Here is a 13,311-nt window from a genome sequence, read left to right as displayed (position 1 = left end):
GCGCTTATCGCTTCATCGTTAGCACTGCGTTGCCGTGCTAACGACGAACCAAGCTAACCATCGGCGTCGTCATCATCGTGGTGACGATCGCCATCACCAGCAGAATGGTGAACATCGCGCTGTTGATCACGCCCGCATCGAGACCGACCTTGATGACGATGAGCTCCATCATGCCGCGTGCATTCATCAGCGATCCGATGGTGAAGCTGTCGCGCCAGTTTTGACCGGAAAGGCGTGCGCCGGCGGTGCCGCCCAGCAACTTGCCGGCGACCGAAACGGCCAGCACCAGCAGCAGCGCGATGCCGGCGCCACCGGTCAGCAGCTTGGAGCTGGTGCTCAAACCCGCCAGCACGAAGAACACCGGCAGCAACGCCGCGATGGTGACGCGCTCCACGCGGTCGATCAGGTTTTCCAGCAGCCGGTCGTCGCGTGGCAGGCAGGCGCCGAACAGGAACGCGCCGAACACCGCGTGCAGGTTGAGCCACTCGGTGATCGCGGCGCAGCCGAACGCACCGGCCAACAGGAACGCAAGCACCGGGCCATCGGCATTGCCGTCCGGCGCATGACGCGCCAGCAAACGCGCGCATAGCGGGCGCAGCACGAACCAGGTCAGCGCCAGCAGCACGACCAGGCCGATCATGGTGCGCCAGAACGGCGCCCAATCGCCGTGTGCGCTGATCAGCGCCACTACGAAGGCGAGCATGATCCACGCCAGCACATCGGCCACCGCCGCCGCTGCGATGCCGAGTCGGCCGGGCAAGCTATCGGTGATGCCGCGTTCCTTCACGATGCGCGCCATCACCGGCAACGCCGTGATCGCGCAGGCCGTGGCGAAGAACAGCGTGAAGCCGAGCCGGGTGATGCCGGGCGGTGCGTAGTCGGCATACAGCCAGGGCGCGACACTGAGCGCCAACACCACCGGAATGACGATGGCGAGTCCGCCGATCCACGCGGCCGGGCGCAGCAGGCCGCCTTGCGCATTCGCCGGCACGCGCAATTCCGCTCCTACCACCATCATGAACAACACCAGGCCCAGCGTGCTCAGGCTCTGCAGATTGCCGAGGCTGTCCGCGGGAAAGAGCTGCTGCTGCCACTCGGGCGCGATGGCACCGAAAGCGATGGGCCCCAGCGCGAGACCCGCCAGCATTTCGCCCACCACTGCGGGTTGGCCGATGCGACGCGCGAGCCAGGCGATCAATCGCGACACCACGATGATCACCAGCAATTGAACAAGCAGCAGCGGATGCCCCATGGATGTCCCGATGAATTTGGATGGCCGAATGGCCACGCCCGAGCTTGCCTTGTCTATGTACCGGCCCGCAACATGGGCCGAACACGCAATCCGCCAGGATGCGCACACACCGAAGGACGCACGCCGTGGCCCACGTATTGATTCCGCTTCCCCAGCAGGACTTCGACCCAAGCGAAGTCGCGGTGCCGTGGCGCATTCTCACGCAGGCGGGACACCATGTGACGTTCGCCACGCCCGACGGCCGGGTCGCGCAGGCCGATCCGATCATGCTCAGCGGCGAAGGACTGGACCCATGGGGCTTCGTGCCCGGTTTGCGCAAGCTGCGCCTGGTCGGCTTGCTGTTGCGCGCCAACGCCGATGCACGGCGCGACTATGCGGCGCTTGAGAAGGCCGTGGCGTTCAACGCGCCCATCGCCTGGGATGCCATCGATCCGGACCGGTTTGACGGCCTGCTGTTGCCGGGCGGCCATTGCGCGCGCGGCGTACGCGACTATCTGGAAAGCGCGCAGCTGCAACGCACGGTGAGCGCTTTCTTCGCGTCGGACAAGCCCGTGGCCGCGATCTGCCACGGCGTGGTGCTGGCCGCGCGCAGTCGTGGCTCGGACGGCCGCTCCGTGCTGCATGGCCGTCGCACGACGGCACTCACCTGGGCGCTGGAAAAATCCGCCTGGTCGCTGACCCGCATCACGCGCTTCTGGGATCCACACTACTACCGCACCTACCCGGACGGCGCGGGCCAGCCGGCAGGCCATATGTCGGTACAGCAGGAAGTGACGCGTGCGCTCGCCAATCCGGACGATTTCCTCGACGTGCCCGACGAGGCCCCGCAGCGTCGCCGTCAGACCTCCGGCCTGGTGCGCGACAGTGACCACGATGACACGCCGGCTTTCGTCATCCGCGACCGCAATTACCTCTCCGCTCGCTGGCCGGGCGACGTGCACCGCTTCGCCCGCGAATTCGCAGCGATGCTTGAGACGACCACCGCCATTCGCCCGTGAGACGCCGATCGAGTGCGCGGCACTTGCATCTCGCGCGACCCGATACAACCCCTCCCCCCGCGAAAATTTCCTAGCATTTCCTAACTCCGCCCCCATCTTGGAGTTTTCGGGCTTATCCACGGGCAATCCACAATCTATTGGGTTGACCGACCCGGTGCAGCCCGATATGTTGTGCCTCGTCGGTGCCACTCTCAGACCTACGGTCGGAATGGCTTAATAGGGAACTCCGGTGCAAATCCGGGACTGCCCCGCAGCGGTAAGTGGAAACGAAAGCCCCCATCGCACTGGCCCTCCGCGGCTGGGAAGCGGGGGCAACTAGGCCGGGCCTCACCGCCCATGTCCACGAGTCCGAAGACCTGCCGGCACATCAGGGCCCAACGCCCTGGTGCGTAGTGACGGCTTCCGCGGGGAAGCGCGTCGATGCGCGGGGCGGCTGCCCTGCTGCTCGACCGTCCGCGAAAACCTCACCTTTTTTCAGCCCTGCGCGCGGGAGCAGGCGGTTGATGACCAAGCTTGGAGCGAAGTCGCGATGCAACCTATCGATACCACCGGGCGCGAACGTGCAGACGATCGTGCCGACACTGCTTTTTCCACCGACACCGCCGTGGCCGATGCGCCGCGCACGGACGCGCCGTTTGCGCTGACCCCGCCGCACAACCCCGGCCAGATGCGCGTGACCAAGCGCAGCGGCCGCCAGGAAGTGGTGGACGTGAACAAGATCGTGCGCGCCGTCACCCGCAGCAGCGAAGGCCTGCACGGGGTCGACCCCATGCGCGTGGCGCTCAAGACCATCGGCGGCCTGTATGACGGCGCCACCACGCAGGAACTGGACCAGCTGTCGATCCGCACGGCCGCTGCGCTCACCGCCGAAGAACCCGAATACGGCCAGCTCGCCGCGCGCCTGCTGGGCGCCTTCGTTGACAAGGAAGTGAGCGGCCAGGAAATCCAGAGCTTCTCGCAATCCATCGCGCGCGGCGCGGAACTGGGCATCCTCAACGAGCGCCTGCGCGACTTCGTGCAGATCAATGCGCGCAAGCTCAACGACGCGATCGATCCGCTCGCCACGCGCCGCTTCGAATACTTCGGCCTGCGCACGGTGTACGACCGCTACCTGCTGCGTCATCCGCAGCTGCGCAAGGTGATCGAGACGCCGCAGCATTTCTTCATGCGCATCGCCTGCGCGCTCGGTGGCAACGAGATCGGCGAGACGCTGGAGCTGTATCGCCTGCTCTCGTCGCTGGAATACATCGCCAGCTCGCCGACGCTGTTCAACGCCGGCACCGCGCACGAACAGCTCAGCTCCTGCTTCCTGCTCGACTCGCCGGCCGACTCGCTGGAGTCGATCTACGAGAAGTACGGCGACGTGGCCAAGCTCAGCAAGTTCGCCGGCGGCATTGGCCTGGCCTACTCGCGCGTGCGTTCGCGCGGCTCGCTGATCAAGGGCACCAACGGCCATTCCAATGGCCTGGTGCCGTGGCTGAAGACGCTGGACGCCTCCGTCGCCGCGGTGAACCAGGGCGGCAAGCGCAAGGGCGCCGCCTGCGTGTACCTGGAACCGTGGCACGGCGACATCGAGGAATTCCTCGAGCTGCGCGACAACACCGGCGACGACGCGCGCCGCACGCACAACCTCAACCTGGCCAACTGGATTCCCGACGAATTCATGCGCCGCGTGGAGAGCGATGGCGACTGGTCGCTGTTCGATCCCAAGGTGGTGCCGCACTTCGTCGACAGCTGGGGCGAGACGTTCGAAAAGGCGTATCGCGAAGCCGAAGCCGCCGGCCTGGCCGTGAAGACGGTGAAGGCGCGCGAGCTGTATGCCCGCATGCTGCGCACGCTGGCGCAGACCGGCAACGGCTGGATGACCTTCAAGGATCGCAGCAACGCCACCAGCAACCAGACGGCCAAGGCGGAGAACGTCATCCACCTGTCGAACCTGTGCACCGAAATCCTGGAAGTGACCAACGCCGACGAAACGGCGGTGTGCAACCTGGGCTCGGTGAACCTGTCGCGCCACGTGGTCGACGGCCGCTTCGATTTCGACAAGCTCGCCGGCACGGTGCGTACCGCCGTGCGTCAGCTCGATCGCGTGATTGACCTGAACTTCTACCCGATCGACACCGCCAAGGTCGCCAACAACAAGTGGCGCCCGGTGGGTCTGGGCGTGATGGGCTTGCAGGACGTGTTCTTCAAGCTGCGCCTGCCGTTCGATTCGGCCGAAGCGCTGGCGTTGTCGACGCGCATCGCGGAAGAGATCTACTTCAACGCGCTGTCGCAGTCGAATGAGCTGGCGATGGAGCACGGCGCACACCCGGGCTTTGCGGAAACACGCGCGGCCAATGGCGAGCTGCAGTTCGACTACTGGACCAGTGCACAGCCGAACGATGTCGCACGCTGGGATGCGCTGCGCGAGTCGATCAAGGCCAAGGGCCTGCGCAATTCGTTGCTGATCGCCATCGCGCCGACCGCGACCATCGCCTCGATCGCCGGTTGCTACGAGTGCATCGAGCCGCAGGTGAGCAACCTGTTCAAGCGCGAGACGCTGTCGGGCGACTTCCTGGTGGTGAACCGCTACCTGGTGGAAGAACTGAAGACGCTGGGCCTGTGGACCAGCGAGATCCGCGACGCCATCAAGCTGGCGGAAGGTTCGATCCAGGGCATCGCCGCCATTCCGGAACGCCTGCGCCTGATCTACCGCACGGTGTGGGAGCTGCCGCAGAAGGCCTTGATCGACCTGGGTGCCGCTCGCGGTGCGTATATCGACCAGAGCCAGTCGCTGAACCTGTTCATGGAAAATCCGAACATCGGCCAGCTCAGCTCCATGTACATGTACGCATGGAAGTCGGGCATCAAGACCACCTACTACCTGCGCTCGCGTCCGGCCACCAAGATCACCAAGACCACGGTCTCGGCCGCACCGGTGGCGAAGCCCGCACCGGTCGAGGAGCAGGAACAGGCGACGGCAGCAGTGTTCTGCTCGCTGGAGAATCCGGAGTACTGCGAGGCGTGTCAGTAAGACGGCGCCACGATGAAGCCCTACCGGAACCTCAGCGGCAAATCCGGGGTCGCCGGCTACGAAGCTGGCAAGGGCTTTATCCGAGTTCGTTTCGTGAAGGACGGACTCTACGAATACACCGACGCAACACCCGGGCACCTGCATGTGAAGAACATGCAGGCGCTCGCCGAGGCAGGCCTTGGCCTGTCCACCTATATCAGCCGCTTCGTGCGCGACCGCTATGCACGCAAGCTGGATTGAGCAGCACGCACCGAGGAACACCATGTCGAACATTCTTGATCCAGGCTTTGAACTCACCCTGCGCCCGATGCGCTACCCCGAGTTCTACGAGATGTATCGCAACGCGATCAAGAACACGTGGACGGTGGAGGAAGTGGATTTCTCGCTGGACGTGACTGACCTCAAATCCAAGATGTCCGATGCGGATCGTCATCTGATCCATCGCCTGGTCGCGTTCTTCGCCACCGGCGACACCATCGTGTCGAACAACCTGGTGCTGAACCTGTACCAGCACATCAATGCGCCCGAGGCGCGCATGTATCTGTCGCGCCAGCTGTACGAAGAAGCACTGCATGTGCAGTTCTACCTCACGCTGCTCGACACCTATATTCCCGACCCGACCGAGCGCAACAAGGCGTTCGACGCGATCGAGAACATTCCGTCGATCCGCCAGAAGGGCGAGTTCTGCTTCAAGTGGATCGACTCCATCCAGGGCCTGCAGCGCCTGGAGACGCGCGAACATCGCCGCCAGTTCCTGCTCAACCTGATTTGTTTCGCGGCTTGCATCGAAGGCCTGTTCTTCTACGCTGCGTTCGCCTACGTCTACTTCCTGCGCTCGCGTGGCCTGCTGCATGGCTTGGCCTCGGGCACCAACTGGGTGTTCCGCGACGAGTCGGGCCATATGGCGTTTGCATTCGACGTCGTTCGCACGGTTCGCTCCGAAGAGCCCGAACTGTTCGACGAAGAGATGCGTGCGCAGGTTGAAGCCATGCTGGAAGAAGCCATCGCCTGCGAAACGCAGTTCGCCGAGGACGTGCTGTCCGGCGGCGTGGCGGGCCTCTCGCCGAAGGAAATGCGCCAGTACCTTGAGTACTGCGCCGACCAGCGCCTAGTGCAGTTGGATATGCCCAAGAAGTACGGCTCGAAGAACCCGTTCGACTTCATGGATCTGCAGGACGTGCAGGAAGTGACCAACTTCTTCGAACGCCGCGTGTCGGCGTATCAGGTTGGTGTGCAGGGTGATGTGGCGTTTGATATGGCGTTTTGATTCAGCGTGCCGCGCCCTTACTCCCTCTGCCCTGAGGGGTGAGGGAGGGCGCTCGCGGGAACGTTGAACCGCAGCTACCGATCTACTGTAGGAGCGCACCCTGTGCGCGACCTTCCTACGGAGCGGTACATCCCAGCGTGGCTGTCGCGCACAGGGTGCGCTCCTACAGAAAAGCGCAAGCGTTCCCGCGAGAACCCGCCCCTCCCCCCATCCCTCTCCCCGGAGGGGAGAGGGAACAAGAGCTTACTTGCCCGGCACACTTCCCAGACTCACGAACGGGAGCGCACTACTCCCGGTGTAAGTGGGCAGATGCCCGTCCCACTTCTCGATCGCCGACATCTGCACGATGTTGGGATTCTCGCGCAGCGCATTGCCTTTCAACTCAATCGCCTTGGCCTCCGCCGTGGCAATCGTGATCTGCGCCTGGGCACGTCCCTGTGCTTCGGCTTCCACCTTCTCCGCTTCGGCCCGTGCCTGCGCCACCTCGTTCTGGCGTTGCTCGGCCATCTGCGTCGCCTGGATCTTGGCGTTGATCGACTGCACCACGTTTTCGGGCAGGCGCAATTCGCCGATCCAGTAGATCTTCTCCACGTTGATGCCAACCGCGGCAACCTCTTCGCTCACGTCCTTCTGCACCGACTCGATCAGGTTGGCTTTGCCTTTGCCGTAGACCGACTCGATATCGAGGCTGGCCGATTCCTTGACCAGCGCGTCGCGGATCATGTTGCGCAGGTACACGTCCGTGATCTCGTCGATGCCCTTGCGGTACTTCTGGAAGATCAGCGTCACTTTCGACGGATCGATGTGATACGTGATGCCCACGTCCGCGTTCACGGTGAGGCCTTGCGCGGTCTGGAAGCTAATCGACTCGTCCACCGCACGACCTTCCAGGGTGGAACGCGTGAAGGTGTAGGTCTGCGTGAACGTCGGGAACGTATACATCTCGTAGCCCCAGCCCACCCAATAGCGGCCGGGCGGCAGTTCCTGCAGCGAACCCTTGTCATCGCCGTACATCTGGAACTTCACGCCGACATTGCCCGCCGGCACCTTCGAGCAGGCGGCCAGTAGCAGGGCGGAGAGCGACAACGACAACGTCGTTACACGTTTCATGATGGTCATTCCTTGTGAGTGAAACCGCGGCGCAGCAGCAGATAGCCCCACGCCAACAGCACGGCCAGCAGGGCCAGCCCCACCAGTACGGCGAGCGTGCTGGCGGCCGAGATCAGTTCCGGCCCGATGACCGCGACGTACAACAGCAAGCAAAAGACGAACGGCCAAAGCCGATGCGCCAGCCAATCGACAAGCGTTCTCATGATTTTCCCCGTGGATAATGTTTCGTCGGCGTATGCCGTATGGACGTCCATTCGCACGCGCCCGATCCGGCTGTCGCCGAGCGGGCATACGAGGGACGAAAGGTGCGGCTAACCCGTGGGTGCGATGACTCGCCGTGTCCGGCGGGATGGGTCGACCAAATGAAGCGTTTGGGCCTTCATATAAGCGCACTCCAGGCGCGCTGCGGGATGAGGACGGGGCGCACTCTACTCCGATTTTGGTGCGTTGCAACAAGTCAGCACTGACGCATATCCCGCCCGATCGACCTATTGACTACAGTTGTAGTCACGGGGTAGCTTGACTACAGTTGTAGTCACCAGGACCGTGGACATGGGCAAGCCAACCATTGGCGATCAGGAGCTGGCGCTCCTGCAGTATCTCGCCGAACACAACAACGCATCCGTGGGCGAGGTGGCCAGCGGCTTCGGCGAACCGCGCGGACTCGCGCGCTCAACCGTGCTGACCATGATGGACCGCCTGCGCGGCAAGGCTTACCTGCGCCGCAAGCAGGTGCAGGGCGTCTACCGCTACAGCACCGCCACCGGTCCCGGCGAAGTGATGCGCAGCGCGGTAGGCCAGTTCGTGGAGAAGACCCTCAGCGGTTCGGTATCGCCGTTCGTCGCGTGGATGTCCGAACGCGCGGAGGTGAGCGACAACGAACTGGCCGAGCTCGAAGCCCTCGTGCATCAACTGCAGTCGCGCCGCAAGGAGACCTGAGATGAGCGCCGTTGCCTCTTTCGCGCAGGAAGTGATCGCCCGCCTCGCCTGGACCTCGCTGCAGGCCGTGCTCCTGGTGGGCGCCGTGTGGCTGCTCAACCGCTATCTGCCGCGGCTATCCGCCGCCACGCGTTCGCTGTTGTGGTGGCTGCTCGGCGTGCAGTTGCTGCTGGGCGTGCTGCTGCCCACACCGGTAGGGCTGCCCTTGCTGTCGCCCTCCCACGCCACCGCAACCACGGTGGTCACCACCACGACGGTGACACCGAGCGAGCACCATATCGCCGGCTTCGGGCAGCGCTCGTACACACCGGAGTCGGACAAGGACACTTCGACGGTGATCGTGCAGTCCAGCTCTTCTTCATCGGCGACACCGCATGCATGGGCGTCGTGGCTGCCATCGGTGTTCGCGTTGTGGCTGGCCGGCGTGATCGTGCAGATGATCATGGCGCTGCGTCATTGGCGTGAAGCGCGCAAGGTGGTTCGCGCATCGCGACCGCTCGACGATGCGGCGTTGCAGACGTTATGCGCCGAGCAAGCACAGGCGATGGGCCTGCGCCGTTGTCCGTCGCTGCGCGTTTCCGATGCAATCCGCTCGCCGCAGGTAAGCGGTCTATGGCGTCCGGTGGTGCTGCTGCCCGCGGACCAGAATCTGTCATCCGGCGAAAGCGCACTGGCGCTGGCCCACGAACTCACCCATCTGCGCCGCGGCGACCTGTGGATGGGCTGGATTCCCGCCATCGCCCAACGCTTGTTCTTCTTCCATCCGATGGTGTCGTGGGCGATGCGCGAGTACGCGCTGAACCGCGAAGCGGCGTGCGACGCGCAAGTGGTTCACCAGCACGACGCTGCGCCGCAGGACTACGGTCGCCTGCTGCTGCGCCTGGGCGTGGCGCATCCGCTACATGCGGGTCTCGCTGGCGCCTCGCCGACGTTCCACAACTTGAAAAGGCGACTGACCATGCTTCAACTGAGCGATCAGGACACCACGTCGCGTGTACGCAGCTGGCTGCTGGTTTCGTTGGTCGCCGCCATCGGCGTGCTGCCGTATCGCGTAACCGAGGCCAAGGGCGATAACGCGGCCGCACCGGCCAGCACGTCGAGCGTCATGACGGTGCCCGCCACTCCTCCCACGCCGGCGACACCCGCCACGCCAGCGACGCCACCGACACCGGCGACGCCGCTGACACCCGCCACGCCGCACACGAAACCCTCGCCGCGCGGCAGCGTGACGCCACCGCCCGTTCCTCCCGTACCGCCGGCGCCGCCCGCGCCCAAGGCACCGGTGCCCCCACCGCCGCCGCCTCCCCCGCCGCCGCCGGCACCGCCTGCGCCGCCAGAATCGTCTGCCTCCGGTTTCTCGGCGCACAACGTGGACATCGAAACGCACAACGACGCCAAGTACGGCTTCGCCCTGCTCGACCATGACTCGGTGATCGTCACCGGCGGTGAGCAGGATCTCGCCGCGGCCAAGCGCATGCGCAATGAGAAGGCGCCGCTGGTGCTGTTCCGCCGAGGCAATGAGTCGTACGTGATCCGTGACCAGGCTTACGTCACCCGCGCCAAGACCGTCTACGCGCCGCTCACCGATCTCTCCGAGCAGCAGGGCATGCTGTCTGGCCAACAAGGCCGCCTGAGCGGCGAGCAAGGTTCCATTGGTGCACGCCAGGGTGAACTGGGCGCGCGCATGGCTCGCATCGCTTCGCGCGAAGCGAGTCTGGTACAGCGCCAGGCACAACAGGGCACGCCCAATGCAGGGGAAGCCGACCGCGCCGGCTTTGAGGCCGAACGCGCCGAGATCGAGCGCGAGACCCGCGAGCTTGAGCATGAGCAGCAAGGGCTCGAGCAGCGTGAGCAAGCACTGGCCAAGCAACAGGAAGCACTCGCTCATCGCGAAGAACAGGTCTCTGCGCAAACCGAACAGCAGATGAGCCGGCTGATTGACGAAGCACTGGCCAACGGCGCGGCGCAGCGAGTGAGCGACAGCTAAGCGGCACGCGGTGGCTCGCCCAAGGCGATGCTACCGCCCGGGATTCATCGATTTCCAACACATACGCCCGGCTCGCGCCGGGCGGCGGGTTGCTGCGCGCCGCGCACACCCGATTCACGCATGCAGAAGGAGGCGACATGCTCGGCTATTACGCGACCACCGCCATCAGCAGTCTTCGCCGCAGCAAGGCGCTGGCGGCGCTGATGGTGCTGGTCATCGGGCTGGGCATCGGCGCCAGCATGACGATGATCACCATCTTCCACGTGCTGTCGGGCGACCCGCTGCCGGGGCGCAGCGATCAACTGTACGCCCCGGTGATCGATCCGCGTCCGCTGGCACGCGATCACAGCGAATCGGCCGAGCCCGATGGCAACTTCACCTGGCCCGATGCCATGAACCTGTTGCACGCGCAGCGGGCCGATCGGCAAGCCGTGATGGCGGGCGGCGCGGTGCCGGTGCGGCCGCAGCAAAGCGGCGAGTTGCCGTTCTATGAAACAGGCCGCTATGTCACCGCCGATTTCTTCGGCATGTTCAAGGTACCGTTCGCGAGCGGCCACGGCTGGCGCAGCGGGGACGACGAAAGCCGCGCGCGCATCGTGGTGCTCAACAGCGAACTCAACCGCAAGCTGTTTGGCAATACGCCCAGCATCGGACGCACCGTGCGGCTGAAGAACGCCGATTTCCGCGTGGTGGGCGTGCTCGACGACTGGCGCCCGCAGCCGCAGTTCTACGCGCAGCTCAACGGCCGAGTGTTCGGCAAGACCGATCAGTTCTTCCTGCCGCTGCAGACCGCACAGGATTTGAACCTGGACTTCAACGGCCGCATGTCCTGCTGGGACAGCGGCGGCCGCACCAGCGAGCACTGTGTGTGGTTGCAGTTCTGGGTGCAGCTGGACAGCACCGCCAAGGCCGAGGCTTATCGGCAATTTCTGGGCAGCTATTGGCGCGAACAGCAGGGGCATGGACGCATGCCGCGACCGGCTCATGCGCACCTGTTCGGCCTGATGGATTGGCTGACTAGGCAACACGCGATTCCCGACGACTTGCGCCTGCAGCTGTCGCTATCCCTGGGCTTTCTAGCCGTCTGCATGATCAACGTAGTGGGACTGCTGCTGGCCACCTTCCTGCGCCGCGGCGGCGAGATCAGCGTGCGGCGCGCGCTGGGTGCGCGGCGCTGGGACATCTTTCTGCAGTTGGGCGTGGAGTCGTGCGTGATCGGCCTGGCAGGCGGCCTGCTTGGACTCGGCATCGCCTGCCTCGGGTTGTGGAGCGTCCGCCAGCGACCCGACGGCTACGCGCAACTCGCGCAGATGGACGCCAGCATGTTGTTCGGTACGTTCGTGCTCGCCCTCGTGGCCAGCGTCATCGCCGGGCTGCTGCCCGCATGGCGCGCGTGCCGCATTCCTCCCGCCCTGCAATTGAAGACGCAGTGAGGCCTGTCATGTCGCATTCGCCGTTGATCGCCAGTCTCTCGCGCCACAAACTCACCGTCTGCCTGTTGGTGCTGCAGGTGGCGCTCACCTGCGCCATCGTGTGCAACGTGGCTTCCATCATCGGCCATCGCATGGCGCAGATGCGCTTGCCCAGCGGCGTTGCGGAGAGCGAACTGGCCCTGATCGAAAGCATCAGCGTGGACGAAACCGCCAATCAGCTCGCCCGGCACGACGCCGACCTGGCCACCCTGCGCGCGATTCCCGGCGTGAGCATGGTAGCCGCGGTGGATGCACTGCCCTTCAGCGGCAACAACTGGAGCAATGGCATCGCGCTCGTGCCCAACGGTCCCGCGCTCACCACCGCCACGGCCTACAACGGGACGCAGGACGCGATGCACGTGCTCGGCATGCATCTGGTGGCGGGCCGGTTGTTCCTGCCGGAGGAATACATTCCGTTGGATGCCGCGCACGACTGGTCGGGCATCAACCATGTGCCGTCCACCATCGTCACCCGCGCGCTGGCCGCCAAGCTGTTTCCGGGACAGGAACCGCTGGGCAAGGTGATCTATCCCGGCGACGGCCCGGTACGCATTGTCGGCGTGGTGGATCACCTGTTGCGCCCCACGCTGGACGAGTCCGAGGGAAGCGACTACTCCACGCTGTTCCCCATGCTGCCCGACACGGCCGACGTGACGTATGTGATGCGCACGGCGCCGCAGGATCGCGAGAGGGTGCTGAAGCAGGCGCAGAAGGTGCTCGCCGGACTCGACAGCAATCGCGTGTTGCGGCGTCCGCAGAGTTTCACGCAGATGCGCGAGGACTATTTTCGCCGCGACCGGACGATGATCACGCTGCTGCTGTCGGCGGCGCTTTCGCTATTGCTGGTGACGGCGGCCGGCATCGCGGGACTGGCGAGTTTCTGGGTGCAGCAGCGGCGCCGCTCCATCGGCATACGTCGCGCGGTGGGGGCGACGCGGCGGGACATCCTGCGTTATTTCCAGACGGAGAATGGAGTGATCGTGGGCGCGGGCGCGGTCCTCGGGGTGATACTGGCCTATGCGTTGAACATGCTGTTGATGCAGCATTACGCGTTGCAGCGCCTGCCCTGGTTGTATGTGCCGGTGGGAGGGTTGGCGCTTTGCTTGCTGGGGCAGCTGGCGGTGCTGGGGCCGGCGTTGCGCGCGAGCGGGGTGCCGCCGGTGGTGGCGACGAGGGGTTAGATTTTCACCTCGTCATTGCACCCGGCTGGAGTTTTTGTGGGAGCGCCCTTGGGTGCGACAAGCCGACGGAGCGGTACACCCAGCGTGGC

Annotated in this window: 11 protein-coding genes and 1 riboswitch; of the genes, 8 read left to right on the top strand and 3 right to left on the bottom strand. The window is 64.8% G+C overall.

Annotation, left to right across the window (positions count from 1 at the left end; translation table 11 throughout):
* Positions 1-37: 37 nt before the first annotated feature.
* A complete protein-coding gene (locus tag ACN9MB_RS02390; protein WP_426270654.1) occupies positions 38-1,252 on the bottom strand; it encodes a cation:proton antiporter in 1,215 nt (404 codons plus the stop codon).
* Positions 1,253-1,377: 125 nt separating this feature from the next.
* Between ACN9MB_RS02390 and ACN9MB_RS02385 the strand changes: the two genes are divergently transcribed.
* The 4 genes from ACN9MB_RS02385 (at position 1,378) to ACN9MB_RS02370 (ending at position 6,533) form a co-directional block, all read left to right on the top strand.
* Positions 1,378-2,250 carry a type 1 glutamine amidotransferase domain-containing protein gene (locus tag ACN9MB_RS02385; protein ID WP_426270653.1) on the top strand — a complete coding sequence of 291 codons (873 nt, stop codon included), beginning with the start codon at positions 1,378-1,380 and terminating at the stop codon, positions 2,248-2,250.
* A 163-nt stretch (positions 2,251-2,413) separates the two neighbouring features.
* Positions 2,414-2,628, top strand: a riboswitch (cobalamin riboswitch).
* A 151-nt stretch (positions 2,629-2,779) separates the two neighbouring features.
* On the top strand, positions 2,780-5,266 hold the full coding sequence (locus ACN9MB_RS02380; RefSeq protein ID WP_426270652.1) for a ribonucleoside-diphosphate reductase subunit alpha: 2,487 nt from the start codon (positions 2,780-2,782) through the stop codon (positions 5,264-5,266).
* A 12-nt stretch (positions 5,267-5,278) separates the two neighbouring features.
* On the top strand, positions 5,279-5,506 hold the full coding sequence (locus ACN9MB_RS02375; RefSeq protein WP_426270651.1) for a hypothetical protein: 228 nt from the start codon (positions 5,279-5,281) through the stop codon (positions 5,504-5,506).
* Between the two features lie 22 nt (positions 5,507-5,528).
* Positions 5,529-6,533 (top strand): ribonucleotide-diphosphate reductase subunit beta, encoded by a 1,005-nt coding sequence (locus ACN9MB_RS02370; protein WP_046972461.1) that lies wholly within the window; start codon positions 5,529-5,531, stop codon positions 6,531-6,533.
* A 243-nt stretch (positions 6,534-6,776) separates the two neighbouring features.
* Here ACN9MB_RS02370 and ACN9MB_RS02365 read toward each other — a convergent pair whose 3' ends face one another.
* Together ACN9MB_RS02365 and ACN9MB_RS02360 are read right to left on the bottom strand one after the other, a co-directional pair.
* Entirely contained in the window at positions 6,777-7,643 is an 867-nt protein-coding gene (locus tag ACN9MB_RS02365) for an SPFH domain-containing protein (RefSeq protein WP_426270650.1), read from the bottom strand.
* A 5-nt stretch (positions 7,644-7,648) separates the two neighbouring features.
* On the bottom strand, positions 7,649-7,846 hold the full coding sequence (locus tag ACN9MB_RS02360) for a hypothetical protein (protein ID WP_204636815.1): 198 nt from the start codon (positions 7,844-7,846) through the stop codon (positions 7,649-7,651).
* Positions 7,847-8,195: 349 nt separating this feature from the next.
* Here ACN9MB_RS02360 and ACN9MB_RS02355 point away from each other — a divergent pair, with 349 nt between their 5' ends.
* From ACN9MB_RS02355 to ACN9MB_RS02340, 4 genes are all read left to right on the top strand, one after another.
* Positions 8,196-8,582, top strand: a complete 387-nt coding sequence (locus ACN9MB_RS02355) for a BlaI/MecI/CopY family transcriptional regulator (protein WP_204636816.1) — start codon at positions 8,196-8,198, stop codon at positions 8,580-8,582.
* Position 8,583: 1 nt separating this feature from the next.
* Entirely contained in the window at positions 8,584-10,569 is a 1,986-nt protein-coding gene (locus ACN9MB_RS02350; protein ID WP_426270649.1) for a M56 family metallopeptidase, read from the top strand.
* Positions 10,570-10,706: 137 nt separating this feature from the next.
* A complete protein-coding gene (locus ACN9MB_RS02345) occupies positions 10,707-12,002 on the top strand; it encodes an ABC transporter permease (protein WP_426270648.1) in 1,296 nt (431 codons plus the stop codon).
* 8 nt (positions 12,003-12,010) lie between these two features.
* Positions 12,011-13,222: an ABC transporter permease gene (locus tag ACN9MB_RS02340; protein ID WP_426270647.1), complete on the top strand. Its 1,212-nt coding sequence runs from the start codon at positions 12,011-12,013 to the stop codon at positions 13,220-13,222.
* Positions 13,223-13,311 lie beyond the last annotated feature (89 nt).

Source organism: Dyella kyungheensis (genome assembly GCF_049913195.1).
Taxonomy (GTDB): domain Bacteria; phylum Pseudomonadota; class Gammaproteobacteria; order Xanthomonadales; family Rhodanobacteraceae; genus Dyella; species Dyella kyungheensis.
The sequence above is the reverse complement of the archived record's forward strand: the minus strand, read 5'-3'. Positions and strand labels throughout refer to the sequence as shown.

Excerpts from the sequence above, each read along its gene's own strand:
- ACN9MB_RS02390 (WP_426270654.1), bottom strand. The coding sequence starts at position 1,252 with ATGGGGCATCCGCTGCTGCTTGTTCAATTGCTGGTGATCATCGTGGTG.
- ACN9MB_RS02380 (WP_426270652.1), top strand. The coding sequence starts at position 2,780 with ATGCAACCTATCGATACCACCGGGCGCGAACGTGCAGACGATCGTGCC.
- ACN9MB_RS02375 (WP_426270651.1), top strand. The coding sequence starts at position 5,279 with ATGAAGCCCTACCGGAACCTCAGCGGCAAATCCGGGGTCGCCGGCTAC.
- ACN9MB_RS02370 (WP_046972461.1), top strand. The coding sequence starts at position 5,529 with ATGTCGAACATTCTTGATCCAGGCTTTGAACTCACCCTGCGCCCGATG.
- ACN9MB_RS02365 (WP_426270650.1), bottom strand. The coding sequence starts at position 7,643 with ATGAAACGTGTAACGACGTTGTCGTTGTCGCTCTCCGCCCTGCTACTG.
- ACN9MB_RS02360 (WP_204636815.1), bottom strand. The coding sequence starts at position 7,846 with ATGAGAACGCTTGTCGATTGGCTGGCGCATCGGCTTTGGCCGTTCGTC.
- ACN9MB_RS02355 (WP_204636816.1), top strand. The coding sequence starts at position 8,196 with ATGGGCAAGCCAACCATTGGCGATCAGGAGCTGGCGCTCCTGCAGTAT.
- ACN9MB_RS02350 (WP_426270649.1), top strand. The coding sequence starts at position 8,584 with ATGAGCGCCGTTGCCTCTTTCGCGCAGGAAGTGATCGCCCGCCTCGCC.
- ACN9MB_RS02345 (WP_426270648.1), top strand. The coding sequence starts at position 10,707 with ATGCTCGGCTATTACGCGACCACCGCCATCAGCAGTCTTCGCCGCAGC.
- ACN9MB_RS02340 (WP_426270647.1), top strand. The coding sequence starts at position 12,011 with ATGTCGCATTCGCCGTTGATCGCCAGTCTCTCGCGCCACAAACTCACC.